The sequence below is a fragment of the Rhizobium sp. SVR5-2C genome (assembly GCF_056755115.1).
On sequence record NZ_JBNDHT010000102.1, the window covers coordinates 1 to 25565 of the forward strand.

Below are 25565 nucleotides of genomic sequence, written 5' to 3' on the forward strand. Positions count from 1 at the left end.
AGAGCTCGCCTACTATCATGCCTATGTCGGCCACGGGACGGAAGCTTCGATCACGCTCGCCAAGATGATCCTGGACCGCGCACCGAAGAACATGTCCAAAGTCTATTTCGGGCTCGGCGGATCGGACGCAAACGAGACGAACGTCAAGCTCATCTGGTACTACAACAACATTCTCGGCAGGCCGGAGAAGAAGAAGATCATTTCGCGCTGGCGCGGCTATCATGGTTCCGGACTGATGACGGGATCATTGACCGGCCTGGAGCTCTTTCACAAGAAGTTCGACCTGCCGCTGGCGCAGGTGATCCATACCGAGGCCCCATACTATTACCGTCGTCCGGACGGCGCCATGAGCGAGGCGGATTTTTCGACATATTGCGCGGCGGAACTGGAAAAGTTGATCGAGCGCGAAGGCGCCGACACCATCGCAGCCTTCATCGGTGAGCCGGTCCTCGGCACGGGCGGTATTGTTCCCCCGCCGGCGGCATATTGGGATGCAATCCAGAAGGTGCTGCGCAAGCACGACATCCTGCTGATCGCCGACGAGGTCGTCACCGGTTTCGGCCGTCTCGGCACCATGTTCGGTTCCGACCACTACGGTATCGAAGCCGACATGATCACTATCGCCAAGGGCCTCACCTCGGCCTACGCCCCTCTTTCCAGCTCCGTCGTCTCACACAAGGTCTGGAAGGTTCTGGAACGGGGCACGGACGAGAATGGCGCGATCGGGCACGGCTGGACCTATTCGGCCCATCCGATCGGGGCTGCGGCAGGCGTCGCCAATCTGAAACTGATCGACGAACTCGGCCTCGTCGAAAATGCCGGCAAGACAGGCGCCTATTTCCTCAAGGCCATGAGGGAAGCACTCGGCGGCCATACCCATGTCGGCGAAGTGCGCGGCGAAGGCATGCTCTGCGCGATCGAATTCGTCGAGGATCGCGATGAGCGCCGCCTCTTCGATCCGGCGAAGAAGATCGGCCCTCAGGTCGCAGCCGCCCTACTCAAGCAGGGCGTAATCGGGCGGGCCATGCCCCAGGGCGATATTCTGGGCTTTGCCCCGCCGCTCTGCCTTACACCGGAAGAGGCCGACAAGGTCGTCGCAGCCGTGAAGGAAGCGGTCAAGGGTGTTCTGGGGTAAGCTGCGTCAGACCCCGTGCCGGCCTATAGCATGGGGTCCGAACTTCCGATGGAAGGCCTGTGACGCGCAGGGGTCCCTATGCTACGGGGCAATCTCTAGGAGTTTTTTTCGAGATCATAGATCTGTCCCGTCAACCATGCGGGCCAGTCGCGCTCGAAGAAGGACTTGGCGCTCTCATCGAATTTTCGGTTGGCGCGAGCCGCGATCTTGACGACGTCGCCTTGCCTGCGGACAACAATCTGCTCATCGCGATGGGCGTCGCGCTCTTTCCGGAAACGGTATTCCTCAAGCGCGCCAGAACTCGTCAACGGCACCGACTCGCCCTTCGTGTCGCAGATGGCCCGTGCTCCCCGGCTCCCTCCTCCGTTCCGGATGAAATGGTCGAGGGCCGACAGAACCGCCTCCGAAGCGAGTGCCATCTGCTGCCATTGGATCGCCCTACCCGCCTCGCCGGCGCGTTCGTAGGCGATCCCATTCTGCCGGATTTGGTCATTTAGGCTTCTCGCCGCCGCGAGTGCGGCGGAGACGCTCTCACCGTCGCAGATCAGGCCTGCCTTGTCGCTCATCCGAGCCTGGACCTCGGACCGGATTGACCTCACGGACAGGGAGCTGTCGGGCTTCACGACCGAAAGCACGTCTGAAAGAGCCGCGCCCGCGGGAATTCGTATGTCGGCGGCCGATGCGGTCTTTGCCTTGCCACTCGCCCCGATGTGCTCTGCGGCGCGCGTGCCGAAGACCTGACCCGCGTTGAGCGCGGCGCCGCCGGGGCGCGTCACCCCGTGCGTTCCCGCGGCCTCCCCGATCGCGTAGCAGCCCGCAAGGCTGCTACGGCCCCAGACGTCGACCATGATCCCGCCGTTCATGTGCTGGTTGTTGACGGCGAATTCGAGCGGTTCTGCGGCGATGTCGACCTTGTAGCGGCGGTACAGCTCGATCGCGAGCGGGTTCATGTGTCGTAGACGCTGGATCGGCGTATCCTGACCCGCGCCCGCGTTGCCAAGGTACCGCTTCACATCGTCGTCGAGCCGGCCAAGATCGAAAGGCAGGTCACCTGGAACAGGCAGGAGATTGCGATTGAAATCCATGAAGACGCGTCGGCCGGCGGCCGTCTCGCGATAGATCGCCAGGTCGACGAGGCTCGAGCCAAAATCCAGCATTCGCGTCGAGTGGAACGGCCATTGATAGCCTTTGCGGAAGATGTTCGACGCCATTTCCTGCGTGGTGCGATAGTATTTCGCGAGGAAATGATGCTCGGTTCCGTCGGCGTCAACCGAATAGATGTGAGGGATGGCCTGCACGTAGGTTCCGGAGAGATTCCACGGGAATCCTTCACGCCGCGTGCCGATACCGAACTGGCTTTCCGTCAAATTTACCAGCTCGATGCCTGCCTCGAGCGCGAGGCCCAGCGAACCGAAGCAACCGTTCGGATAGACGCTGTCGCGATAGAGCTCGCCCGGCCCGCCTGCCGCGAGCACGACTACCGGGGAGGCAAACAATGCAAGCCCGAGAGGATTCGCTTCGGTTCGATCGTTTACGCGAACCGCCAAGACACCTACCACGCGGCGTCCGTCGCCTTCGCCCTCCGTTAGGAGCTTGGCCGCTGTCGTATGGTTGTAGAACGGGATGTCGAGGCGGATCGCCTCCTCGGACAGAACCTTGACCATGAGACGGGACGTCCGTGGGCCGCAGCTCGTGGCTCGTCCCACCTCGTCGTGGTCGGTCTGATATCTCAGCGTGCCGCCGAGCGGGTCCTGCGGGAGCGGCAAGCCAAGGAATTGCAACGAGGCCATCATGCGTGCGGAACCAACCGCCTCGACATAGGCCGTGTCCTCGTCCATGGCGCCGCCCGCTCGGATGGCGCGGGCCATCGCCTTGAAATTGTCGCCCTGGTCGGCGGTGTTCCCCGTATGGAGGGTCTGCTTGTCCGAACCGGAACAGGCGGAAGTTCCTCCCCAGGCGCTCTGGCTCACGATGACGACGTCGTCGCCGCGACGCTTCATCTCGACCGCCGCCCGCAGTCCGGCGGCGCCGGATCCGACCACGACGCAACCGGCTCGATAGAGCGGCACATCGATCCCGCCGAGATTCACCGTTTCGGTGGCTGCGGCTTCCGGAAGAAGTTTCGGCATGTCGACGTCCGTGAGGGCGTCCAGGATGTGTTGAGGAACATCGATAGTCATGGATCTCTAGTCCTTGCTGGAAGGCCGTAAGTCGCAATGAGGCCGAGGACCACGGGCTGCCGCCGCCCATGGTCGATGATGGATTGGTCGCTACCAGGCGCCTTCGAACTTGGCTGGCCGCTTCTCGGTGAACGAGGCGACGCCCTCCCTGAGATCTCCTGTCTTCGCCGCCAGGATCGATCCGAGTGCCTCGACGGCGGAACCATTGTCCTCGCCGCTCGCCGACGCGATCATAAGCTTCACAATCTCGATTGCGGCGGGACCCCTCGTCGCGATCCGTTGAGCGTATTCTGTGGCAGCGCCCACGGCGTTGCCCGTCGACGTCACGGTGTCCACGATCCCAAGTTGCATGGCCTCGGCGGCGGTGAAGATTTCGCCACCAAGCGCCATCCGGCGTACGACCTGGGCCCCGAAGCGTTTGACGAGGCGCTGGGTCCCGGACCAGCCGGGAACCATGCCGAGACCCGTCTCCGGAAGTCCGATCTTGATCTGCTCTTCTGCTATACGGATGTCCGCCACGCCCGCCAGCTCCAGCCCTCCACCGAGCGCATGGCCGTTGAGGGCGGCGATCAGCGGGACGCGAAGGACCGCAAGCCTTTCGAAGACGCGATGTCCGTAACGGACCCAGTCGTGGCCGAACTTCTGCGGCTGCATGGCCCCCCAAGCCTTGATATCGCCGCCCGCGGAGAAGCCTTTTCCTTCTCCCGTCAGGATCGCCACGCGAACCTCGGGATTGGCATCCACGGTGTCGGCCGCTTCCGAGAGCGCCTTAAGCATGTCGAGGTCGAGAGCGTTCAGCTTCTCCGGTCGCGAGACCGTCAAGGTCGCGACGTGCGCCTCGATGTGAACCTTTACGGTGCCGCTCATTGACGTGCTCCTTCCAGAACGCGGGCGCCCCTTTCGGGCAGGGAGAGGCCGATATTCGCCTCTTTGAAGAGCTTCGCGTCCATGACCTTCAGATTATCGGAAACGATCAGCGGAAACTCCGACTGGTCGAGGATGTGGGTCTGCAGGTCGACGCCTAGCGCGATCTCGGTGAGGACGACACCCTCGGGCGTCAGCTTCATGACGCAGCGCTCCGTGACATAGGTGACGTCCTGGCCCTGCTCAACGGCGCGTCTACCCGAAAAAGTCACGTGCTCGACCTCGTTGACCAGCTTCTTCAGCTTGCCTTCCTTCTCGATCACAAGCTTGCCGTCGGCGATCCCGAGCTTTGCCCCTGCGTTGAACATGCCGGAGAAGACGATCTTCTTCGCCCGAGCGGTGATGTCCACGAACCCGCCCGCGCCGGCCGTCACATGCGGACGGAAGGAGAGCTTGGAGACGTTGACGGAGCCGTCCTTGCCAATCTCCAGGAAGGACAGGAGGGATGCGTCAAAGCCTGCACCCTGGAAATAGGTGAACTGATAGGGCGACGGCATGAAGGCGTCGGCATTCGAGGCACAACCGAAAGCAAAGTCGAGAAGCGGAACGCCGCCGACGGCACCCTGCTCGATCACCCATGTGACCTTGCCGTGCAGTCCCTCCTCGATAAGCACTCTTGGCACGTTCGCAGAAATGCCGAAGCCGAGGTTGACGCAGCTTCCCGCCTGCAGTTCCTGCGCCACGCGACGGGCGACGACCTTCTGGATGTTGAATTCGGGCACCCGGAACGTGTCGAGTGGCCGGAAGATCTCACCGGAAATGGCCGGATCGTAGAGCGTCTGGGTCGTCTGCTTCTGGTCGGGATCGACGACGACGTAGTCGACAAGCATGCCGGGGACGCGGACGTCGTGAGGCTTGAGACTGCCCTCGGCCGTGATGCGCTTGACCTGAGCGATGACGATGCCGCCATTGTTTCGTGCAGCGAGCGCCTGGTCGAGCCCGCCGAGATAGGCGCCCTCATGCTCGTATGTGAGGTTTCCGCGCTCGTCCGCCGTCGTCGCGCGAATGATCGCGACCTGAGGGGCGATGGCGGGGAAGTAGAGATATTCCTCGCCTTCGAATGCGATCTTCTTCACCACAGGCTCACCGGCCGCAGCCTCGTTCATTGCGCAGCCCTGTCGCGACGGATCGGCGAAGGTGTCGAGGCCGACCTTGGTGATCACGCCGGGACGCTTCGCGGCGGCTTCGCGATGCATGTCGAACAGAAGGCCGGATGGGATGTTATAGGCAGGAATCTCGTTGCCAGTGATCATCTGCCAGATGAGCGGAGGTTCGGCGCTGGAGGGGCCGGACGGATAGGACCCACCGATGATCTTGGCCAGCAGACCCTTCTTGGCGATGTGATCGACGCCCTTGATCCCGCTCATGTCGCCTGCCGCGATCGGATGCAGCGTCGTGAGGTTCCGAGGGTGTCCAGTGGCGTCGAACCGCTCGCCGATCGCCTTGAGCATGAGGTCCGGGCAGCCGAGGCCGCTTGACGACGAGACCGATACGATCGCGCCGTCGGGGATCAGTTCGGCGGCTTCGGCCGGGGATAGGTGCTTGCTCATATGGATAACTTTTCGTCCTGTTTGCATGGTTTCATACCTGGATAGCCGCGCGACGTTGAAACGACGCCTACGGCCTGTCCCCATCTGGGAGACGGAAGTCTGCCCTGTTAGGCGGCTGTTCGCCCGTTCTTCGCGCCGCAGCTCTCGCGGACGACAAGTCGGACCGCCGTCACGACGCTTTCCGGTTCGGTCTTGCCTGCGCTGATCTGCTTGAGGAGTAGCTGCGCGGCACGCCTGCCCATGGCCTGCGGATCGACGGAAATCGTGGTGAGTGCCGGAACCGCCGACCTTGCCTCGATGACGTCGTCGAATCCAACCACGGCGAAGTCCTGTCCCGGCTCCATCCGGCGGGCGCGCAACCCGTCGCATGCGCCGAAGGCGACGGCGTCGTTGAAGCACACCGCCGCGGTCGGGCGGTCGTCGATCGTCAAGGCACGTCCGATCGCATCGATACCCCCGGCCCTCGATGGCGGGCCAGGCACGACAAGCTTCTGATCGAACTCGATGCCGCTGGCCTTTATGGCCGTCTGGTATCCCTGCATGCGCTCGTCGAAGACAGCCGTGTCCGGGAACCCGCCGAGAAAAGCAATCCGCCTGTGTCCCAACGACACCAGATGCCTGACGGCCATCGCCACGCCGTTGGCGTTGTCCGCGACCACCGAGGAGACCTTCGCCCCGGGAAGGCTTCGCACGACGACGACGACTGGAATTCCGGCTGCCACGAGAGGCTTGAAGTCAGCGGCTTCCGTCGCGCGGGCCGGCGAGACAAGCAATCCTGAAATGCCATGCTCGCGCATCGAAGAGATCACCTCACGCTGCCGGTCGATGCTCTCGCTCGTGTTCGAGAGGAACTGAACAAAGCCTGCCGACTGCACGACCATGTCCACGCCCACCGCGAGTTCCGCGAAGAAGTTGTTCGTAAGGTCGTTTACGACCACCCCGATGATGCTGGAACTGGCGTTCGTCTGACGAAGATTCGCGGCCCCCCGGTTGTATACGTAACCGAGCGCGCTCATCACCTCGAGGACCTTCGCGCGAGTTGCGCTCTTGACCAATGACGAGCCTTGCAGAACCAGCGAGACGGTCGATTTGGAGACGCCAGCCGCCTCGGCGATGTCGACGACAGTGACTCGCCCCTTAGCCATATTCCCCTCCTTCCCGGTCGCTTATGGTGGAAAAATAATTGGAACGTTCCAAGTTTGTCAAGTGATATTCGCTGATCGGTTTCCTATTAAACAGATCTCGCGAACCGCGTGCTAGCAAACATTTATTAGTTGTTTCAGGCGGTTAAAGTACGCATGACCGACCGAATGGGGATTCACGAACCTCTACGACGATTCTCAAAACAACAAGAAAAGATGCTTGCAACTTAGAACGTTCCAATTTATGTGTCTCGGCACAAGGGGGAAAGAGCGATGCCGGCTTGCATGGGAGCCGGCTGATGAAAGCATGGTGGCGAGGGAGGCGTCTGCATTCTCGGGCCGCAATACACGAGCCCTTCGGGGATGCTGTGCCCCTTTCGAATGACGTTGAGCAGGAGGAATGTCCATGTACGTTTTCAACTTCGCGCCCGTATTGGAGGGCATCGACAAGCTGCTCTACGGTGCATGGCTGACGATTCAGCTCTCCTGTGCGGCGATGTTGCTCGGCCTGATCGTCTCGATCATCTGCGCCTCGGCCAAGACGTCGAACGTCGCGCCGCTGCGCTGGGTGATCAACGGCTATATCGAGATCATCCGCAACACGCCCTTCCTCGTGCAGATCTTCTTCATCTTCTTCGGCCTTCCGTCGCTGGGTCTTCGTTTGACGCCAAACAGCGCAGCGCTTCTTGCGCTCGTCGTCAATTTCGGCGCCTATGGCACGGAGATCATCCGCGCCGGAATCGAGTCTATCCAGAAAGGGCAGATGGAGGCAGGCACGGCCCTCGGCCTGTCCAAGCTGCAGGTCTTCCGCTACATCATACTGAAGCCGGCGCTGCGCACGGTCTATCCGGCGCTCACCAGCCAGTTCATCTATCTGATGCTGACCTCGAGCGTCGTCTCGGCAATCTCTGCCGACGACCTTGCTGCCGCGGGCAACGACCTGCAGTCGGCGACCTTTGCGAGCTTCGAGGTCTATATCGTCGTGACGCTGCTCTATCTCGCCATGTCCATCGGCTTCTCCGCGATCTTCGCGGTGATCCAGAAGGCGGCCTTCAAATACCCGTTGAGCCGATAAGGAGATCGACCAATGCCTTTGATCAGACCTTTCGGTATCAATGAACTCTGGATCATCGTGCTCGCGGCACAGTGGACGATCGCACTGTCGGCGATCGCCTTCGCCTGCGGTGGCGTCGGCGGCCTGTTCATTGCGCTCGTGCGCGTCTCCGACACGAAATGGCCGCGGCTCATTGCGACGGGCTTCATCCGTATCTTCCAGGGCACGCCGCTGCTGATGCAGCTCTTCCTGGTCTTCTTCGGCCTCAACATCCTGGGTTTCGGCATCAATCCCTGGATTGCGGCTGCCTTCGCCTTCACGCTGCACGCCAGCGCGTTCCTCGGCGAAATCTGGCGCGGGTGCATCGAAGCCGTTCCATCAGGACAGCGGGAAGCTGCCACCGCTCTCGGGCTGCGCTATTACAACCGCATGCGCTACGTGATCCTGCCGCAGGCGACGAAGATCGCTGTCGCGCCGACGGTTGGCTTCCTCGTGCAGCTCATCAAGGGCACGTCGCTGGCGGCGATCATCGGCTTCACCGAGCTGACCCGTCAGGGCCAGATCATCAACAATGCGACCTTCAGCCCCTTCCTGGTCTTTTCCACGGTGGCTGCGGTCTATTTCGTCCTCTGCTGGCCGCTCTCGCTGCTCGCCGGACGCATGGAACGTCAATTCTCCCTGGCAACGAAACGTTGAGGGGCCCGCGCCGGAGGGAGATATCCCGGCATAACCGAAAGGGTAGGAGCATGAGCATTTCGAGACGCATGATGTTGGCCGCGATTGGCGCGGGCCTGATCGTTGGTGCAGTGGCAACGACGGCGGCGGCGCAGACCGTCGACAGCATCAAGAAGGCAGGAACGTTGAAGATCGGCATGCTGGTCGACTTCCCGCCCTTCGGCCTCACAAACGCAAACAACGAGCCGGACGGCTATGACGCCGACGTCGCCAAGCTGCTCGGCAAGGAATGGGGTGTCGATATCCAGATCGTGCCCGTCAGCGGCCCGAACCGCATCCCGTACCTGCAGAGCAATCAGGTCGATATCCTGATCGCGGGCCTGGGTATCACGGAGGAGCGGAAGAAGAGTATCGACTACAGCCGCCCCTACGCTGGTATCTCGATCGGCGTCTTCGGCGTGAAGGACGCCAACGTCACCAAGGCCGAAGATCTGTCCGGCAAGACGATCGGCGTTGCGCGGGCGTCGACGCAGGACACGGCGCTGACCAAGATCGCTCCGAAGGATGCGACAATTCAGCGTTTCGACGACGATGCCAGCGCGGTCCAGGCACTCCTCTCCGGCCAGGTCGAACTGATGGGCGTCTCCAACGTGGTCTTTGCCCAGATCGAAAAGGCCGCTCCCGGCCGCTTCGACCAGAAGTTCGTCTTTAATCAGCAGTTGCAGGGCATCGCAATGCGTAAGGGCAATCCGGAACTGCAGTCAGCGATCAACGACTTCATCGTCAAGGCCATGAACGACGGAGAGTTGGAGAAGATCCATGAGAAGTGGCTCGGTTCGCCACTCCCGCAGTTCGTGAAAGACGCCAAGAACTAAGGCTGGAATACACAGGAAAGGAGTTCCTCGTATGAATGAGATCCGCGCAAATACATCCGCAGCAGGCGTGCGGGGAGCTTCCGATCTGGCTGTCAGGATGGAAGGCGTCGACAAGTGGTATGGCGGCTTCCACGCGCTGAAGGACGTCGAGCTTTCGGTCAACCGGGGGGAGCGGATCGTCATCTGCGGCCCTTCCGGTTCCGGCAAGTCGACGCTGATCCGCTGCATCAACCAGCTCGAGACGATCCAGAAGGGCCGGATCGTCGTCGACGGCCATGATCTGACCGCCGGCGGCAAGAATGTCGATATCGTGCGGCAAGAGACCGGCATGGTCTTCCAGCAGTTCAACCTCTTCCCGCATATGACGGTGCTGGAAAACTGCACCCTGGCGCCGATGAAGGTGCGCGGCATCTCGAAGGCCGAGGCGGAAAAGACCGCCCGCAAATTCCTGGAGCGGGTGCGCATTCCCGAGCAGGCGGAAAAATACCCGGCGCAGCTTTCCGGCGGCCAGCAGCAGCGCGTGGCGATTGCCCGTGCGCTGTGCATGAACCCGAAGATCATGCTCTTCGACGAGCCGACCTCGGCGCTTGACCCGGAAATGGTCAAGGAGGTGCTCGACACGATGATCGACCTTGCCAAGGAAGGCATGACCATGCTCTGCGTCACCCATGAAATGGGCTTCGCACGCCAGGTCGCCGACCGGGTGATCTTCATGGACCGCGGCGAGATCCTCGAAGTGGGCGCGCCGGACGAATTCTTCGGCAATCCGAAGAACGAGCGCCTGAAGACCTTCCTCGGCCAGATTTCCTAGGGCGAAGAACTAGTCAGCGCCCGCGCGAGCGACAGCGCACGACGATTGCCAGCACCGTTCGTTAAGATCTGCGACTCGCTCATCGAGAGCGTCGTGCGCGCGGGCGAGGCGTAGCGCCTAGACGCCTCACAATTTCCTTCAGCCGATTGCTGGTCGGATTGCTGAAGAAGCAAGGCATGGATCGTGACAATTGCACTGATCAGCCACGGTACAGGGCAGTTGATCATCGCCTCTTTGAGGTCATTCCCAAGGATCTCTCGACAGCCTGAATATCATGAAATTATGCTGGACACGCCAATCGGCACAAAATACCCAAAACAAAGAGATACATGTTTGAAATTTTGCAGTAAAAACAATGATGAGATTTCATCGTAGGGACAAATCAAAAGTGCAATGTCGATGATGCGGGAAACGGATTTCGTCAGCGGCTTCGCTCGCGGCTTGAAGGTCATCGAGGCGTTTGGCGAAACGCATCAGCGCCTGTCCATTACTGACGCCTCGAAACTCACCGGGCTGGACCGCGCCACGACCCGCCGCTCGCTGCTGACGCTGGCCGAACTCGGCTATGCCGACTACGATGGCAAGTTCTTCACGCTGACGCCGAGGATCCTGCGGCTCGGGCACGCCTACCTCTCGGCGACACCCCTGCCCGTCCTTATCCAGCCGCATCTCGATCAACTGTCCGAGAAAGCCGGGCAAAGTGCCTCGGCTTCAGTGCTCGATGGTACAGAGATCGTCTACGTCGCGCGCGCCTCGCAGCGCCGGGTCATGTCGATCAACCTGACGCCCGGCAGCCGCTTGCCGGCTTTCTGCGCATCGATGGGCCGCGTCCTGCTTGCCTCGCTCCCGGAAACCGAAGCCAGAGCAATCCTCGCCCGCACCGACCTCAAGCCCAATACGCCGAACACCAAGACGGACGTGGAAGAACTGCTCACGGAGTTCCGGCACGTGCGCGAGCAAGGCTATGCGGTCATCGACCAGGAACTGGAGATCGGCCTCTGCTCGATTGCGGTCCCCGTCGAGAACGACCGCGGGCAAACGGTCGCGGCGATCAATATCGGCGCTCCGGCAGCCCACGTGCCGGCCGCCGAGATGCCAGCCCGCTATCTGCCGCTGCTACGAGAGACACAGAGGGCGCTGAGGCTAGTCCTGCGATAGCAGCGCCGGCAGGCTTGCAGCGGGCGTGCTTCAAGGACGCAACTCTCCGGCCAAGATATCGATGCTCACTGGCCAACCCGGTCGAGTTTTGCAGCGTGATAATCCCACACCTTCTGTAGCAAATGCGGTTTCCAGAGGTTCGAAGAAATGACGGCGACCTCTTCTTTGGTGAGAACTGCCGGCTCGCCGATCTGTTCGGCGCGGTGCTGTCGCTCGGCGTTTTCTTCCAGGTAGACGGCGAGCACGAAGGCCTCGAGGATGTTGCCGGCTGCAATGACCGCGCCATGGGATTTCAACAGCGCGACGCGCCGTTCGCCGAGCGTGGTAGCGAGTTCCTCGCCCAGCGCCTTGGTGTTGATCGAGGCGATGGTTGGGAATTCCCGGATTTCGCCCAGCACAGCGGCCTGCATGATGACAGGCTTGACCGGTTTTCCCGTCGAGCTGAAAAGCGTCGACCAAAGCGGATGGGCGTGGATGACGGCGTTGACGTCAGGGCGGCGGCGGTAGATTTCCGAGTGGATGTGGAATTCCATCGGCGGCACGGGACCACCGTCGATCGGCCGGCCGTCGAAGTCGACAGCAACGATGTCGTCCGCTGTGAGCGCGCTGCGCACCGAGGCGCCGGAATTGATCAGCATGCCATCGCCGTCCGGCAGGCGCATGCTGGCATGGCCGTTGAAGTCGATGATGCCGGCGCGCTCAAGCATCAGGATCGCGCGGGCGAGGTTATGCCGGTCTTCGGTATTTTTCGTCATGGTAGCGGTCCGATAACAGGGGCACGAGTGCCCGGAACGGTTGCGGCCGCCCGGATGGCGGCCGCTCTTGTGGTCAGGCTTGGGAGGTTATCGTGCGGTTTTCTTCCAGGGCACGAGCTTGCGCTCGAACTCGGTCAGGATGACGGAGATCACGTAGCCCAGGAAAGCGATGACGAGCAGGCCGACATACATCTGCTCGACGGAAAGCAGTTCCCAAGCGTTCCAGATCATGTAGCCGAGCCCGCTCTTGGAGCCGATCATCTCGGCAATCGCGATCAGCATCAGGCCGAGGCCGAGGCCGAGCTTGATGCCGCTCATGATGTGCGGCACCGCCCCAGGCAAGGCGATGGTGGTGAACACCTGCCAGCGGTTGGCACCGTAATTGCGCCCCACGTCGAGAAAGATCTTGTTGATCTCCAGAACGCCGGTCGCCGTGTTGATCAGCACCGGATAGAAGACGCCGATCGCGACCATGGCGATCTTCGAGCCTTCGCCGAGCCCGAAGACCAGCAGAAGCAGCGGGAAGATCGCGCTCTTCGGCACGGGATAGGTGGCCGAGATCAGCGGATCGACCATGGCCCTCAGCGGCCGCGACAGACCGACCGCCACGCCGAGGAGCAGCGCCGGAATGCCGCCGACGAGCGTGCCCCAGAAGAGCCGCTGCAGCGTCGCCCAGGTGTTGCTCCAGAGCGAACCGTCGGCAACGAGCGACAGGAAGCTGGAAAAGATCTTCGACGGCGCCGGAAAGAAGCGTTGGTCGATCAAGCCAACCTGCGCCGCGATCTGCCAGACGAGCAGCAGCACCAACGGCGAGGCGATGCTGATCATCCGGTCGCGGTTTTCGGCGGCAAAAAGTCCCTTCTTCGGGCGGGCGGCCTTGCTGCCGGCCTGCGTGGTGTTTGCGATGCTCATGCCTTCGTCTCCCCAAGATCGCGTGAACGGGCGCGCTGTACTTCGTCGCGCAGCTGACCCCAGATCGAGTACACGAATTCGCCGTAGGCCGGGCGCGACCGCAATTCGAGCACGGAGCGTGGACGTTCAAAGGGAACGTCCACAATCTCCTTGGCGCGCCCGGGCTGGGCCGACATGACCATCACCCGGTCGCCGAGAGTAACGGCTTCATCGACGCTGTGCGTGATGAAGAGAACCGTCTTGCGGGTTTCCTCCCAGATGCGCAGCAGTTCTTCCTGCAGCAGCAGCTTGTTCTGCTCGTCCAGCGCCGAGAACGGTTCGTCCATCAAGAGGATGTCCGGATCGTTCGCGAAAGCGCGGGCGATCGATACGCGCTGGCGCATGCCACCGGAAAGCTGGTGGGGATAGGCTTGCGCGAAGCGGGTCAGTCCCGTCCGGTCCAGATAGTGGCCGACCACTTCCTTGATCTGCGCCTTCGGAACGTGCCGCAGGCGCAGCCCGTAGGACGCGTTGTCCCAAACGGTCATCCAGGGAAACAGGGAATCGCCTTGGAAGACCATGGAGTTGCCGGGCCGGTTCTGCGCCGGCGCGGTGATCTCGACGCTGCCCGAGGTCGCCGTTTCCAGATTGGCGAGGATGCGCAGCAACGTGGTCTTGCCGCAGCCGCTCGGGCCGACGATCATGAAGAAACAGCCTTCGGCGATGTCCAGCGAGACGTTGTCGAGCGCTGTCATGGTCCCGGCCGGCGTCTCGAAGGATTTCGTGAGGTTGCGCAGCCGGATTTTCGTCTGCGTCTCGTGGGATGCCTCCGGCAGACTGCGAAGATGGGGGGATCTCGCCATGTCGCTATCCTTTATTTCTGCGGCTGGTAGGCGCCGAGCTTCTTGACGGCGTCTTCGGCGAAGGAGGCATCGACGACCTTGTCGAGCGAGACATCGCCGCCTTCCATCACGCCTTCGGACTTGAAGAAATCAAGATCGGTTTGAAGACTTGCGAGGTTCAGCTTGCCATCCGGATTTGTGCCCTGCGGCACGATCGTGCGGAAGGTCTCCGGATCCTTGATCGAGGTGTATTCGGTCAGGATCGAGATCACTTCGGCGGCATTCGGGCCGGCGAGCTTGCCGTTGGAAAGGGCGTTGTTGTAGTCGCGCACGGCTCGGATATAGGCGCGCATGAACGCTTCGGCCGCGTCATGATGATCCTGCGCGAAAGTGCTGGAATAGAGCACGACGGCGAGCTGGTGGTTCGGATAGATTTCATCGTCTCCCATGAAGCGCACGGCAGCTCCGCGGCGCACCGCCTCCGATGCGGATGGCTCCGTCGTCAACGCGGCATCGACCGCCTTGTTTTCGAGCGCCAGCACATGCTGGGGGAAGGAGAGAAAGAGGCGCTCGACGTCGGCCGGCTTCAGGCCGCCCTTCTTCAGTGCTTCGTTCATGGTGGAGGTCGAGGCGCTGCCATTGGCACTGCCGGCGACCTTCATGCCCTTGAGGTCGGCGAGGCTCTTGAACTTGCCGCTATCGATAAGGTCCTTGCGGATCAAGAGCGGCTGGTAGCCGTATCCGGGGGGCGTCGAGCCCTTGTCGGCGACGATCTTGATGCCGATGCCTCTGGCTACGGCATTGTAGAGGCCGGCTGAAGGCGATCCGCCTGCCACGTCAAGCTGGCCGGCGCCCAACGGAGCCACCATCTTTGCTCCAGAATCGAACGGGATGAACTTCGCATCGATGCCTTCATCGTGGAAGTAGCCCTTCTTGTCAGCGATGAAGAAGGCGACGTCGCTGCTTGAGTTCGCAATTCCGACGTTAACCGTCGTCATGTCTGCCGCGTTTGCCTGCAGACAGCCCAATGACATCCACCCGACGAGGGCGGCGCTCAGAATCATCTTGTTCACATTTTCCTCCGCGTTGAATGAACATCTGCGCGACCGGCTTTTCCTGCCCCGCCAAAAATTCCATCGATGTTCTGCTATAGGGAACGATGTTCCTATTTCGCGAAACTACAGGCGATATCGGCCTCTGTCAAATGTTTCTGCGGATCACATCTGCGTTGAATCACGGGAGCCTACCGGCTGATGCGGGGATTTTGTTACGGCTTCAACGGCTTGCGTCCGCCTGCTTCAGCGGTCCGCAATCCGTTGTTTCGGTGCATCAAAGAAATCCGCGAGGCCGTTCATCTGCCTCGCGTCAAACCATGGCACGTCGGTAACCGCAAAGCAGGGCGGCAGGTGCTCAGTGGGCGCCAGCGCCCCCGCCTGCACTTGGCTTTTGGGTGAGCAGCAGGGCAAGGGCGGCAATGGCAAGCACGGTGCCGATCACCGCGAAAGTATCGCTGAAGCCAAGGATGAGGGCCTGGCGTTTGACGATTTGGCCCAGGGCGACGATGGCTTTCTGGGTGGCGACGGCCGGGTCGGAGACGCCGTGCGCCAGGAAATAGTTGGTCGTTTGGCCTAGGCGGGCGCGGACCTCGTCGCGCGCCAGCGTCACCGACTGGCCGATGATATTGGAATGGAACTGCTCGCGCTTGGTCAGGATCGTGCCAAGCGTTGCCGTGCCGACGGCGCCGCCGAGGTTGCGCAGCATGTTCGTCAGCCCCGAGGCGGCCGCTGCATCGGACGGCGCAATACCGGCCGTCGTGATCGCAGTGATCGGGGTCAGCACCAGGGCCTGGCCGATGGCGCGCACGATGTTCGGGATCCAGAACTGGTCACCGGCATTGTCGGCCGAGAGCGTGATGTTCATGAAGCAGCTCACCGCGAAGATCGAGATACCGATGAAGCCGATGTAGCGGACGTCGAAGCGCTTCATCAGCACCGGCACCAGCGGGATCAGCAGAAGCTGCGGCAAGCCGGTCCAGGCAAGTACGTTGCCGATCTGCTCGGCATTGTAGCGCTGCACCTGGCCGAGATATTGCGGCAGGATATAGACAGTGCCGAAGAGAGCGACGCCCACCAGTACATTGACGAGCACGCCGATGCCGAAGTTGCGCTGCTTCAGCAACCGTAGCTTCACCAACGGCTTTTCGACCTTCAGCTCGATCCAGATGAAAGCCGCGAGGAAGACAAAGGCAACAATGCTGAGTTTGACGATGAAGGGCGAGGAGAACCAGTCATCCTTGTTACCTTCCTCGAGCACCGTCTGCAGGGCAGAAAGGCCGATCGCCATAGTGACGATGCCCGCCCAGTCCCCTTCCTTCAGCAAATGCAGCTGCATCGGCTGCTTCTCGAGCGTCAAGGCAAGAGCAATCGCCATGACGGCGCTGGGGACAGTATTAATGAAGAAGATCGTCTGCCAGCCGTAGTTTTCGGTGAGGTAGCCGCCGATCGTCGGACCGATCGCCGGCGCGAAGGTGACGGACAGCGCAAAGAGCGCGAGGCCGAGCGGCTGTTGGCTCTTCGGCAGCTTGGTCAAAACCATGGTGAAGGCCATGGGAATCAACACACCACCGGCGAATCCCTGCAGGCCGCGCATCACAATCATTGTGCCGAGGTCGTGCGCGAAGGCACACGCCATCGAAAACAGCGGGAAGAGGACGGAATTCACCAGGATGTAGCGCCGAAACGAGAAGACGCTGCTGAAATAGGCGGTGAGCGGAATGACGACGATCTCGCCGATCAGATAAGACGTCGAGATCCACGCGCCGTTGTCGACGCCGGTGCCGATGCCGCCCTCGATGTCGAGCAGCGAGGCATTGGTGATCTGGATATTGAGGATCGCCATAAAGGCGCCGATCATGCCGGCGAGAACGGCAATCCATTCCTTGGTGCTGGCGCGCGGCTGCGGTGCCGCGATGGCGGTTGTTGCGATATTGGACATGACACGATCTCCACGCCCTCGCGTTACTTGCGATCGGCATCGGCCTTGGTGCCGATGCTCGGCTGGACGGACATGCCGGGGCGAAGATCGCCGGAGGCGGCGCTGTCGCCATCAAGAATGATCTTCACCGGGATGCGCTGGACGACCTTGGTGAAATTGCCGGTGGCGTTATCAGGCGGCAGCAGGGCGAATTCCTGGCCGCTCGCCGGCGCGATGCTGTCGACATGGCCGTGATAGGTGCGGCCCGGGAACATATCGACTTCGATATCGACCGGCTGGCCGGCGTGCACGTCGGTCAGTTGCGTTTCCTTATAGTTGGCAATCACGTAGGCCGCACTGGTCGGGACGACCGACATCAATTGGGTGCCGGCCTGGACATACTGGCCAACGCGAAGCGTCCGATTGCCGACCGTGCCATCGACCGGAGCCACGATTGTGGCATAGGACAGATTGAGCTCGGCCTGACGCTCCACGGCCTGGCTGCGGGCAACATCTGCCTTTGCCTGGGCAACTTCGGCATTCAGGAGATCGACCTGCTTGACGGCAGCATCGAGAGCCGCACTGTCGCGCACGATGGTAGCCTGTGCCGCCGCAATCTGCGAGGCTGCCTGCTGGGCCGTCTGAACCGGGGCGTAACCGTTGGTCGCAAGGCTCGCATAGCGCTTGTTGTTCTGCTCAGCAAAAGTCTCGTTGGCTTTATCGACCTCGACGGTGGCGCGGGCAGCGGCGATCGTCGACTGTTGAATGTCTAGAGCCGCCTGCTTGGCATTGAGCGTCGCGGCGGCGGCGGAAACATCCGCCTTGGCCTGATCAAGCGCTGCTCTGAAATCCCGGTCATCGATGCGCGCAAGCGGTTGGCCGGTCTTGACCGCTTCGTTGTCCTTGACGAGCACCTCGGCGATATAGCCGGATACCTTCGGGGCGATCGTACTGTTATCGGCCTTTACGTAAGCATCGTCAGTCGAAACAAGGAAGCGACCGACGGTCCAGTAGTCGTGGCCGTAGTAGACGCCGGCCGCTAGCAGCACGAGGGCGCTTGCGCCAAGCAACAGCGCCCTGCCCGGCCGCTTGCGGGACGGCTCGGCGGCGGGCGGAGTAGCTGCCTCGGCAACGCGGAGCGGCTTGCCTGTTTCAAGCGTTTCTGGAGAGGCTTCCGCGACGGCTTCAGAGATCGGGACGCTATTGTTGTTCAGGGCATGCAGCTTCTGGATAGTCATTGCTTTCTCCGGATCCCGGTCGCGGTCTCATCGGGCTGCGGCCTCTGGTGTCGAAATAGGAAATTTGACGTTTTCCAAAATATGCCGTATAAAATTGAAGTCAACAAAAATTTGGAAAATGGTTATGTTCCAAAATAACGAAGACGTGAAGAGATCCCGCGGCCGGCCGCAGGTGCGATGCGACGATGACACGCGGCGCGTGATCATCGAGGCTGCAAGCAAGCAGTTCCACGAGAAGGGTTATGCGGCAGCGTGCATTTCCGACATAGCACAGGAGGCAGGCGTCTCCACGAAAACGCTCTACCGGCTTTTCCCGACGAAGGGCGATCTCTTTTCGGACCTGATCTCCGCTCGCACCGGCCGGTTTCTGCTCGCGCAGGACGCAAGGACGCTTGCGGTAGCAGATTTGCGGCAGGCGCTGGAGCGGATGCTGACGGATTATGGCATGCTGGCGCTTGCCGGCGACACTGTCACCATCATGCGGCTCGTTATTGGCGAGTCAGACCGCTTTCCGGAGCTTGCGACCTCCTTCTACGAGCAGGCGATCGTCCGGACCAACACATTGATGGAGAACTGGCTGCGCCAGCAGGTCGATCGCGGCACGATCGCACTCGAAGATCCGCATGCCGCCTGTGGCATGCTGCGCGGAATGATGATCATGGAACCTCAGCGCGCCGCCATGCTGGGTCAGCAACCGGTACCAAGCATCGAGGAGATCGCTGCGCGAGCACGGATGTGCGCTGATATCTTTCTGAACGGCGTTGCAAAGAACCGAACATAAGGGCAGCGCACCGCCGTGTAGCTACAGAAGTAGTGCGAGGTGATCGGATCGACCTCGCGTCCAGAGTCGTTGAGACCGGCTCGTTCTCGGAAGCGGCGCGGCAAATGCATGCAGGACAACCGGCGATATAGAACTCTTCGTCGATGACGGCGTCACCCGGTTCTGAACGGAGAGATCCATCAGGGCCTGCATGCGGTGACATCGCGATCGAGGATAGCTCCGCCCATTTCGCGTAACCTGATGGTACTGCGGCCGCAGCCTCTGTTGCATTTCCGCAACGACCCAGCAGCTACAGCGATAGATGCTACGAGATTCTACGGGCGTCAGGTCGAACAGGATGTTAGCGTCCATCTCTGAAAGAGGCCCCATCTCGAGTTAGTTGCGGGAACGCGTGAATGGCAAAGCGCAGTGCAGCTCTTTTTCTAGTTTTCCTCACAAGTTGCGGACATCCCAGTGGCGTCATGACGCCGGTCTCGCTTTCTGCATCCGCCCCGCCGACGTCCAAGGTCGACATGCTGGTTGCGACGACACGCGAGCCATCCGGAGATCCTGCGACGCTCTTCAACGGCGAGAGAAGCCCGAAGCCGCATCTCACCCAGATATCGGTTTCGATCCCGCCCAAGCGCGAACCTGGAACAGTGCAATGGCCGCAGCGCCTGCCGCCCAACCCGGCGACGGACTTTGCCGTGACCAATGTCCAGCAGATAGATACCGTGGCCGAAGGGCGTACCTGGTTCCGGCAGCATGTGAACGGCGGGCATGCGCTCGTTTTCATCCATGGCTTCAACAACACCTACGAGGATTCAGTTTTCCGGCTGGCCCAGATCGTGCACGACAGCAAGATGCAGGCGACGCCACTGCTGTTCACCTGGCCGTCGAGAGCGGAGGTCACCGCCTACGAATACGACAAGGAAAGCACGAATTATTCGCGCACCGCCTTGGAGCAGGCGCTTCGCACTCTTGCCGCCGATCGCGATGTCAAGGACATCACCATCATGGCCCATTCAATGGGGACCTGGCTTGCCATGGAATCCTTGCGGCAGATGGGCATCCGTGATGGTCACGTGAACCCGAAGATCCACAATGTCATCCTTGCCTCGCCAGACATCGACATCCAGGTTTTTGCCAAGCAGTACGTCGAGATGGGAGAGCCGCGGCCGAAGTTCACGATCTTCGTCTCCCAGGATGATAGGGCCCTGGCGATCTCGAGCTTCATCACCGGACGCGTGTCGCGCCTCGGTGCCATCAACCCGGCCGAAGAGCCTTATCGCACGAAGCTGGAGAGAGCCGGCATCACTGCCATTGACCTGACGAAGGTGAAAACCGGGGATCGCCTTAATCACGGCAAGTTCGCCGAAAGCCCGGAGATCGTCCAGCTCATCGGCGAGCGCCTGATGACGGGCCAGACGCTCACCGATTCCAAGGTCACGCTGGCTCAAGGCATTACGGCTGTCGTCGGCGGGACGGTAACCAATATCGGCACCGTTGCTGCGACAGCCGTTGCGGTCCCGGCCACGATCGTGGAGCAGCCCCTTATGCAGAGAAGGAAGCCGCTTCCGGCCGATGAGACGCTTGAAGGCGACCTGAAGCCGCAAACGCTGACGCAATAAAAGGCTACGACCCCGCGCGTAGCAGGCGAACGCGGCGACGCCTCGGAACGCAGGGCGCTTCACATGCTTTGTTCGGGTCATGGAACGGCGTGGACGACGGCAGCATGTACCTCGGCCATCGCCCTTTCGAGACCATCTATCGCCGAGGCAGCGGTCATCTCCTTGCCTTCGACTTCCCTCGGCATCTTCCAGCCCGGATCGACGCCCTGCATGTTGGGAAGTTCGTGAGCGATCCCCTTGTGGCAATCGATACACGTCGCCTTTCCGGGAAGCAGGTACCGGGAATGAATGTCGGCGGAACGCGGTGCCTGTTTTTGGAGATCCATCGCGACTGACGAGTGGCAGTTGCGGCACTCGAGGCTATCGTTGGCTTTCATTCGCGCCCACTCGTGCTGCGCAAGTTCGAGGCGTTTTGCGAGAAACTCCGGTCTCGTATCGATGGTGCCGAATATCTTTCCCCACACCTCTTTCGACGCCTGCATCTTGCGGGCGATCTTGTCTGTCCAGTTGTGCGGCACGTGGCAATCCGGGCACGTGGCCCGCACGCCGGAGCGGTTGGAGAAGTGGATGGTCCGCGTCAGCTCCTGGTAGACGTTGTCGTGCATCTCGTGACACGAAACGCAGAACTTCTCGGTATTGGTAAGCTCCAGCGCGGTATTGAATGCGCCCCAGAACATGACGCCTCCGATGAAGCCCCCGAGCGTGAGGACTCCCAGGCCGATGGTCGCCGCGGGCGTGGTCAGGATCGACCAGGCCCGGAGTAGTATCTTCTTGAGCCACAAAATCATCGGATCACTCGCTTCCGGCGGGCTTGATGCCCAGTTCGCTCATATCCTTGAATTTGTTGACCACGAGATTGCGGGTATCGGCTTGTGGCACATGGCAGGCGGTGCAGAAGTATCGCCTGGGCGATACGTCCGCGAGCATTTGGCCGTCACGCGTCATGTAGTGGGTCACGCTGATCATCGGCGCCCCGGAGTCCTGGGTGAATTCCCGCTTATGGCAGGACAAGCATCTGTTGGCATTGACCGAAAGCTCATAGCCCTCGATCGAGTGCGGGATGATCGGCGGCTGATCCGGATATGCTCGCATTCGACGCTGATCGTCGACAACCCACCTGGGAAGCGGCGCGGCCCCGATAACCGCCATCGATGGTGTCGGGCCTTCGAGCTGAGGCACCTCCTGCTGCAGCATCTGGCCGCCTGCGGCCGTCGCCACGAACACCAGCCCGACGAGGGCGAAGAGCCGGCCTCTAGAATCTCGGATCAGGCCACGGGAAGGATCTTGACCGCGCATTTCTTGAAATCCGTCTGTTTGGAGATCGGGTCGGTCGCGTCAAGCGTGACCTTGTTGATGAGCTGGCTGGCATCGAACCAGGGAACGAAGATCACGCCGGACGGCATGCGGTTTCTGCCTCGAGTATCGACGCGTGAACGGATCTCACCCCGCCGCGAAACGATCCTGACTTCGGCTCCCTGATTGATGCCGCGCGCGCGCGCGTCCTCGGCATTCATGAAACAACGCGCACCCGGAAACGCCTTGTAGAGTTCGGGCACTCGCATCGTCATGGATCCGGAATGCCAGTGCTCAAGCACGCGCCCTGTGACCAGCCAGAAGTCGAATTCCTCATCCGGCGGTTCGGCCGGGGGCTCATAGGGAGCGGCGAAGATCACCGCCTTGCCGTCCGGCTTCCCATAGAATCTCACACCCTCGCCCGGCTTGACGTAGGGATCGAAGCCCTCGCGATAGCGCCAGAGCGTCTCCTTTCCGTTGACCACCGGCCAGCGCAATCCGCGGACCTCGTGGTACATGTCGTAGGGTGCGAGGTCGTGACCGTGCCCACGACCGAACGACGCGTATTCCTCAAACAACCCTTTCTGGATGTAGAACCCAAACGCCTTGGCCTCGCTGTTGTCGTATTCGTCACTGATCTCGCTGAGCGGAAACTGATCGACCTGGCCGTTGCGAAACAGAACGTCGAACAATGTCTTGCCACGATACTGGGCATTGGCATCGAGGATATCCGCGGGCCAGACCTCGTCGGTCGTGAAGCGTTTCGAAAACTCGGCGAGCTGCCAGAGATCGGAACGGGCTTCGCCCTTGGCTTGGACAAGCTGGTGCCAGACATGGGTGCGGCGTTCCGCATTGCCGTAAGCGCCCTCCTTCTCAACCCACATCGCCGCGGGAAGGATCAGATCGGCGCTCATTGCCGTCACCGTCGGGTAGACGTCAGACACGACAATGAAGTTTTCCGGGTTCCGGTATCCCTGCCAAGTCTCGTTGGCGGTGTTGGGACCAGCCTGCACGTTGTTGTTGACCTGCACCCAATAGAAATTGAGCTTTCCGTCCTTGAGCATGCGATCCTGCTGGACGGCGTGGTAGCCGGGTTTCTCGGGAATGATGCCGTGGGGGATCCGCCAGATCTCCTCCGCGTGCTCGCGATGTTCGGGATTGGTGACGGTCATGTCTGCAGGCAGGCGATGCGCGAAAGTCCCTACCTCTCGCGCCGTGCCGCAGGCCGACGGCTGTCCAGTCAGGGAAAACGGGCTGTTGCCAGGCTCGGAGATTTTCCCGGTCAGCAGATGAAGGTTGTAGACCATCTGGTTGGCCCACACGCCCCGCACATGCTGGTTAAAGCCCATGGTCCACAGCGACATGACCTTGCGGTTGGGATCCGCATATAGCTCGGCGAGTTGCTCGAGAAACTGCGGATCGACTCCTGTCATCTCGGCGGTCTTCTTGAGCGTGTAATCGGAGACGAAGGCCTTGAATTGCTCGAAATCGATCGGCTCCGTCTTCGCGGGATCGGCCGCATTGGCAGCTCCGGTTTCGCGAGGATTGTCAGGACGCAGCCCGTAGCCGATGTCGGTGACACCCTTCGCAAACGTCGTGTGCTTGGTGACGAAGTCTTGGTTGACGCGATTAGTTTGAATGATGTGGTTGGCAATGTAGTTCAGGATGACCAGATCGGTGCCGGGCTTAAAAATGATTGGAATGTCGGCGAGGTCCATGCTCCGGTGGGTGAATGTTGAAAGAACGGCGACCCGGACATGCGGCTGGCCAAGGCGGCGATCCGCAACGCGGGTCCAGAGGATCGGGTGCATTTCGGCCATGTTCGAACCCCAAAGCACGAACGCGTCGGCGTTCTCGAAATCGTCGTAGCAGCCCATTGGTTCGTCCATGCCGAAGGTGCGCATGAATGCGTAGGCGGCTGACGCCATGCAATGACGGGCATTGGGGTCTAGGTTGTTTGACCGAAGGCCCGCGCGCATCAGCTTGGTCGCCGCATAGCCTTCGAAAATCGTCCATTGGCCGGAGCCGAACATTCCGACCGCCGTTGGCCCCTTCTCCTTCAGGACCCGCTTGCATTGCGCGGCCATCACATCGAACGCCTCATCCCAGCTCACCGGCTCGAATTCGCCGTCCTTGGCGTAGATGCCGTTGCGCTTGCGCAAAAGCGGGGTCTGGAGCCGATCTTCGCCGTACATGATCTTGGACAGGAAGTAGCCCTTGATGCAGTTCAGCCCCCGATTGACCTCGGCCTGCATGTCGCCGTGCGTTGCAACGACCTGCCCTTCCTTGACGCCGACCATGACGCCGCACCCCGTCCCGCAGAAGCGGCAGGGTGCTTTCGACCACTTGATCTGCAATGCCTCGACCCCGCCGGGCACGGGCTGTGCGCGAGCCGGGAGTGCAATTCCTGCGGCAATCGCGGCAATTCCGGCCGCCTGGGCTTTAAGAATGTCACGTCGGCTCAGTTCTCCGGACATCCTGATTCTCCCCCCGTTCGACATGCTCGAAGACCATGTTGGCGCTGATCACGCCGTCGAGCAGCGATATGCGATGAAGCCGGTCCCCCAGGACGTTTGGCCCCTCGCCCTCGATGACAACGATGATCTTCCCCCTCGCGTGGCCATGCACTTCCACCCCCGGCATTTGCGCAAGCGAAGCGAGCGTAGGCTCCAATGAGCCGGGTTTGACCATCACGACTGCGCTTGAGATGTGCCATTGGGCGCCCTCAGACATCGACACGCTCCGCTTCGACGCTTCGCAGCACCACCGCACCGACCGGGCAGCTCTCCAGACACTCGCCGCACCCGGTGCAGATGCTCTCGTCGATGGTCGGAACGAAAGGGCCGCCCAAGCGCGGGCGAAAATTGATTGCCTGTTGGGGGCAGACGTCCCTGCAACACTGACAGGCGACGAAACTCATTCCCAGACATCGCTCGCCTATCGTTGCTATTAGAGGCAACGAGGCGCCAGATCGAAGCGCGCCGCCCGGATGGGCACAGTGGCCGCCCAGAAGTTGTCTCCGCGAAAGCAATCTCGTCGCCATGGCCATCGCCTTCAATGCCCCGGAGGTCCGGGAGGGCCGAAAATGATCTGGAAGATCCAGACCAAGAAACCGTAGCCACCGACGAAAGCGACGGCCAGGATAGGCCAAACTCCAAAGGCAAGGCTCAAAAAAATCAGGAGTTCCGCCTTGCGTGTGCGCGGAGCGCCGAGCCTTCGGTTGCTATTCGCTGGAACAACCATTCGGGCCCCTTCCAGAATTGAATGCTCGCCAGGCCAACCTCTTGGGATGGCACCAGCAAAGATAACAAGGAAATGAACCGAGCCTATGTAGCATCACGGAGACTCTATGGAAGCCTAGCCGGTCGTGGGTCGTCGATCGTGAGCGCATACCCAAGCACCCACCGGTTTGAGCGCGCTCTCATCGACGTCGAAGTCCCGCTAGTTCAGGCGTAGCGCCCATGCCGGGCCATCGCCAATATGATCCATGCTTCAATTGTCCGGCTTTTGTCCGTGCATCCTCGCGGGCAGCCAGGCCCGAAAAGCTTGCGACGCGGCCCGTTCGCTTTTCGACCTTACGCGCGCAGTTTGTCGCACCCATACAATATACAGAATGTATGTGTTGATTGCCGGATATTTTGCTGGTACCGCATCCGCATCGATCCGATGAATGTATGG

At 61.1% G+C, this 25565-nt stretch carries 25 protein-coding genes; 8 read left to right on the forward strand and 17 right to left on the reverse strand.

What is annotated here, in order from left to right:
• The coding region (locus tag ACPYOI_RS24570; protein WP_481423471.1) for an aminotransferase class III-fold pyridoxal phosphate-dependent enzyme at positions 1-1135 on the forward strand (1135 nt) is incomplete at its 5' end.
• A gap of 95 nt (positions 1136-1230) precedes the next feature.
• Here ACPYOI_RS24570 and ACPYOI_RS24575 read toward each other — a convergent pair.
• The 4 genes from ACPYOI_RS24575 to ACPYOI_RS24590 all read right to left on the reverse strand — a co-directional run bounded on the left by ACPYOI_RS24575 (position 1231) and on the right by ACPYOI_RS24590 (position 6934).
• Positions 1231-3315 (reverse strand): FAD-binding protein, encoded by a 2085-nt coding sequence (locus tag ACPYOI_RS24575; protein ID WP_481417761.1) that lies wholly within the window; start codon positions 3313-3315, stop codon positions 1231-1233.
• A 90-nt stretch (positions 3316-3405) separates the two neighbouring features.
• Entirely contained in the window at positions 3406-4182 is a 777-nt protein-coding gene (locus tag ACPYOI_RS24580; RefSeq protein WP_481417762.1) for an enoyl-CoA hydratase/isomerase family protein, read from the reverse strand.
• A complete protein-coding gene (locus ACPYOI_RS24585) occupies positions 4179-5789 on the reverse strand; it encodes an acyl CoA:acetate/3-ketoacid CoA transferase (RefSeq protein WP_481417763.1) in 1611 nt (536 codons plus the stop codon). Before ACPYOI_RS24585 ends, ACPYOI_RS24580 begins: the two co-directional genes overlap by 4 nt.
• Positions 5790-5896: 107 nt before the next feature.
• Positions 5897-6934 (reverse strand): LacI family DNA-binding transcriptional regulator, encoded by a 1038-nt coding sequence (locus ACPYOI_RS24590; RefSeq protein ID WP_481417764.1) that lies wholly within the window; start codon positions 6932-6934, stop codon positions 5897-5899.
• Between the two features lie 403 nt (positions 6935-7337).
• Between ACPYOI_RS24590 and ACPYOI_RS24595 the strand changes: the two genes are divergently transcribed.
• From ACPYOI_RS24595 to ACPYOI_RS24615, 5 genes are all read left to right on the forward strand, one after another.
• The gene (locus ACPYOI_RS24595) at positions 7338-8006 is read left to right on the forward strand and encodes an amino acid ABC transporter permease (protein ID WP_481417765.1); all 669 of its coding nucleotides are present in this window, start codon (positions 7338-7340) and stop codon (positions 8004-8006) included.
• Positions 8007-8024: 18 nt separating this feature from the next.
• Positions 8025-8681 carry an amino acid ABC transporter permease gene (locus ACPYOI_RS24600; protein WP_481417791.1) on the forward strand — a complete coding sequence of 219 codons (657 nt, stop codon included), beginning with the start codon at positions 8025-8027 and terminating at the stop codon, positions 8679-8681.
• Positions 8682-8731: 50 nt separating this feature from the next.
• The gene (locus tag ACPYOI_RS24605; RefSeq protein ID WP_481417766.1) at positions 8732-9535 is read left to right on the forward strand and encodes a transporter substrate-binding domain-containing protein; all 804 of its coding nucleotides are present in this window, start codon (positions 8732-8734) and stop codon (positions 9533-9535) included.
• 31 nt (positions 9536-9566) lie between these two features.
• Entirely contained in the window at positions 9567-10346 is a 780-nt protein-coding gene (locus ACPYOI_RS24610) for an amino acid ABC transporter ATP-binding protein (protein WP_481417767.1), read from the forward strand.
• Positions 10347-10748: 402 nt separating this feature from the next.
• The gene (locus ACPYOI_RS24615) at positions 10749-11504 is read left to right on the forward strand and encodes an IclR family transcriptional regulator (protein ID WP_481417792.1); all 756 of its coding nucleotides are present in this window, start codon (positions 10749-10751) and stop codon (positions 11502-11504) included.
• Between the two features lie 65 nt (positions 11505-11569).
• Here ACPYOI_RS24615 and ACPYOI_RS24620 read toward each other — a convergent pair whose 3' ends face one another.
• The 6 genes from ACPYOI_RS24620 to ACPYOI_RS24645 form a co-directional block, all read right to left on the reverse strand.
• Positions 11570-12259, reverse strand: a complete 690-nt coding sequence (locus ACPYOI_RS24620; RefSeq protein ID WP_481417768.1) for a class II aldolase/adducin family protein — start codon at positions 12257-12259, stop codon at positions 11570-11572.
• Positions 12260-12346: 87 nt separating this feature from the next.
• A complete protein-coding gene (locus ACPYOI_RS24625) occupies positions 12347-13171 on the reverse strand; it encodes an ABC transporter permease (RefSeq protein WP_481417769.1) in 825 nt (274 codons plus the stop codon).
• Positions 13168-14013 (reverse strand): ABC transporter ATP-binding protein, encoded by an 846-nt coding sequence (locus tag ACPYOI_RS24630; RefSeq protein ID WP_168832108.1) that lies wholly within the window; start codon positions 14011-14013, stop codon positions 13168-13170. Before ACPYOI_RS24630 ends, ACPYOI_RS24625 begins: the two co-directional genes overlap by 4 nt.
• 11 nt (positions 14014-14024) lie before the next feature.
• Positions 14025-15056, reverse strand: a complete 1032-nt coding sequence (locus ACPYOI_RS24635; RefSeq protein WP_481417793.1) for an ABC transporter substrate-binding protein — start codon at positions 15054-15056, stop codon at positions 14025-14027.
• Between the two features lie 346 nt (positions 15057-15402).
• Entirely contained in the window at positions 15403-16986 is a 1584-nt protein-coding gene (locus tag ACPYOI_RS24640) for a DHA2 family efflux MFS transporter permease subunit (protein WP_481417770.1), read from the reverse strand.
• A gap of 23 nt (positions 16987-17009) precedes the next feature.
• A complete protein-coding gene (locus tag ACPYOI_RS24645; RefSeq protein WP_481417771.1) occupies positions 17010-18203 on the reverse strand; it encodes an HlyD family secretion protein in 1194 nt (397 codons plus the stop codon).
• 124 nt (positions 18204-18327) lie between these two features.
• Here ACPYOI_RS24645 and ACPYOI_RS24650 point away from each other — a divergent pair, with 124 nt between their 5' ends.
• Together ACPYOI_RS24650 and ACPYOI_RS24655 are read left to right on the forward strand one after the other, a co-directional pair.
• The gene (locus ACPYOI_RS24650; RefSeq protein ID WP_481417772.1) at positions 18328-18984 is read left to right on the forward strand and encodes a TetR/AcrR family transcriptional regulator; all 657 of its coding nucleotides are present in this window, start codon (positions 18328-18330) and stop codon (positions 18982-18984) included.
• A 395-nt stretch (positions 18985-19379) separates the two neighbouring features.
• On the forward strand, positions 19380-20594 hold the full coding sequence (locus ACPYOI_RS24655) for an alpha/beta hydrolase (RefSeq protein WP_481417773.1): 1215 nt from the start codon (positions 19380-19382) through the stop codon (positions 20592-20594).
• Between the two features lie 77 nt (positions 20595-20671).
• Here ACPYOI_RS24655 and ACPYOI_RS24660 read toward each other — a convergent pair whose 3' ends face one another.
• From ACPYOI_RS24660 to ACPYOI_RS24690, 7 genes are all read right to left on the reverse strand, one after another.
• Complete coding sequence (locus ACPYOI_RS24660) at positions 20672-21382, reverse strand: NapC/NirT family cytochrome c (protein ID WP_481423472.1); 711 nt, start codon at positions 21380-21382, stop codon at positions 20672-20674.
• 4 nt (positions 21383-21386) lie between these two features.
• On the reverse strand, positions 21387-21890 hold the full coding sequence (locus ACPYOI_RS24665) for a nitrate reductase cytochrome c-type subunit (protein ID WP_481417775.1): 504 nt from the start codon (positions 21888-21890) through the stop codon (positions 21387-21389).
• A complete protein-coding gene (gene napA / locus ACPYOI_RS24670) occupies positions 21860-24364 on the reverse strand; it encodes a periplasmic nitrate reductase subunit alpha (RefSeq protein ID WP_481423473.1) in 2505 nt (834 codons plus the stop codon). The genes ACPYOI_RS24665 and napA overlap by 31 nt, the downstream gene beginning before the upstream one ends.
• The gene (locus ACPYOI_RS24675; RefSeq protein WP_481417776.1) at positions 24339-24620 is read right to left on the reverse strand and encodes a chaperone NapD; all 282 of its coding nucleotides are present in this window, start codon (positions 24618-24620) and stop codon (positions 24339-24341) included. Before ACPYOI_RS24675 ends, napA begins: the two co-directional genes overlap by 26 nt.
• On the reverse strand, positions 24613-24936 hold the full coding sequence (locus tag ACPYOI_RS24680) for a 4Fe-4S dicluster domain-containing protein (protein ID WP_481417777.1): 324 nt from the start codon (positions 24934-24936) through the stop codon (positions 24613-24615). Before ACPYOI_RS24680 ends, ACPYOI_RS24675 begins: the two co-directional genes overlap by 8 nt.
• Positions 24937-24941: 5 nt before the next feature.
• On the reverse strand, positions 24942-25130 hold the full coding sequence (gene napE, locus ACPYOI_RS24685; RefSeq protein WP_481417778.1) for a periplasmic nitrate reductase, NapE protein: 189 nt from the start codon (positions 25128-25130) through the stop codon (positions 24942-24944).
• A gap of 249 nt (positions 25131-25379) precedes the next feature.
• Positions 25380-25565 (reverse strand): hypothetical protein (locus ACPYOI_RS24690; RefSeq protein WP_481423474.1); only part of this gene is annotated, 186 nt, incomplete at its 5' end.

Excerpts from the sequence above, each read along its gene's own strand:
- ACPYOI_RS24575 (WP_481417761.1), bottom strand. The coding sequence starts at position 3,315 with ATGACTATCGATGTTCCTCAACACATCCTGGACGCCCTCACGGACGTC.
- ACPYOI_RS24580 (WP_481417762.1), bottom strand. The coding sequence starts at position 4,182 with ATGAGCGGCACCGTAAAGGTTCACATCGAGGCGCACGTCGCGACCTTG.
- ACPYOI_RS24585 (WP_481417763.1), bottom strand. The coding sequence starts at position 5,789 with ATGAGCAAGCACCTATCCCCGGCCGAAGCCGCCGAACTGATCCCCGAC.
- ACPYOI_RS24590 (WP_481417764.1), bottom strand. The coding sequence starts at position 6,934 with ATGGCTAAGGGGCGAGTCACTGTCGTCGACATCGCCGAGGCGGCTGGC.
- ACPYOI_RS24595 (WP_481417765.1), top strand. The coding sequence starts at position 7,338 with ATGTACGTTTTCAACTTCGCGCCCGTATTGGAGGGCATCGACAAGCTG.
- ACPYOI_RS24605 (WP_481417766.1), top strand. The coding sequence starts at position 8,732 with ATGAGCATTTCGAGACGCATGATGTTGGCCGCGATTGGCGCGGGCCTG.
- ACPYOI_RS24610 (WP_481417767.1), top strand. The coding sequence starts at position 9,567 with ATGAATGAGATCCGCGCAAATACATCCGCAGCAGGCGTGCGGGGAGCT.
- ACPYOI_RS24615 (WP_481417792.1), top strand. The coding sequence starts at position 10,749 with ATGCGGGAAACGGATTTCGTCAGCGGCTTCGCTCGCGGCTTGAAGGTC.
- ACPYOI_RS24620 (WP_481417768.1), bottom strand. The coding sequence starts at position 12,259 with ATGACGAAAAATACCGAAGACCGGCATAACCTCGCCCGCGCGATCCTG.
- ACPYOI_RS24625 (WP_481417769.1), bottom strand. The coding sequence starts at position 13,171 with ATGAGCATCGCAAACACCACGCAGGCCGGCAGCAAGGCCGCCCGCCCG.
- ACPYOI_RS24630 (WP_168832108.1), bottom strand. The coding sequence starts at position 14,013 with ATGGCGAGATCCCCCCATCTTCGCAGTCTGCCGGAGGCATCCCACGAG.
- ACPYOI_RS24635 (WP_481417793.1), bottom strand. The coding sequence starts at position 15,056 with ATGATTCTGAGCGCCGCCCTCGTCGGGTGGATGTCATTGGGCTGTCTG.
- ACPYOI_RS24640 (WP_481417770.1), bottom strand. The coding sequence starts at position 16,986 with ATGTCCAATATCGCAACAACCGCCATCGCGGCACCGCAGCCGCGCGCC.
- ACPYOI_RS24645 (WP_481417771.1), bottom strand. The coding sequence starts at position 18,203 with ATGACTATCCAGAAGCTGCATGCCCTGAACAACAATAGCGTCCCGATC.
- ACPYOI_RS24650 (WP_481417772.1), top strand. The coding sequence starts at position 18,328 with ATGTTCCAAAATAACGAAGACGTGAAGAGATCCCGCGGCCGGCCGCAG.
- ACPYOI_RS24655 (WP_481417773.1), top strand. The coding sequence starts at position 19,380 with ATGGCAAAGCGCAGTGCAGCTCTTTTTCTAGTTTTCCTCACAAGTTGC.
- ACPYOI_RS24660 (WP_481423472.1), bottom strand. The coding sequence starts at position 21,382 with ATGATTTTGTGGCTCAAGAAGATACTACTCCGGGCCTGGTCGATCCTG.
- ACPYOI_RS24665 (WP_481417775.1), bottom strand. The coding sequence starts at position 21,890 with ATGCGCGGTCAAGATCCTTCCCGTGGCCTGATCCGAGATTCTAGAGGC.
- napA (WP_481423473.1), bottom strand. The coding sequence starts at position 24,364 with ATGTCCGGAGAACTGAGCCGACGTGACATTCTTAAAGCCCAGGCGGCC.
- ACPYOI_RS24675 (WP_481417776.1), bottom strand. The coding sequence starts at position 24,620 with ATGTCTGAGGGCGCCCAATGGCACATCTCAAGCGCAGTCGTGATGGTC.
- ACPYOI_RS24680 (WP_481417777.1), bottom strand. The coding sequence starts at position 24,936 with ATGGCCATGGCGACGAGATTGCTTTCGCGGAGACAACTTCTGGGCGGC.
- napE (WP_481417778.1), bottom strand. The coding sequence starts at position 25,130 with ATGGTTGTTCCAGCGAATAGCAACCGAAGGCTCGGCGCTCCGCGCACA.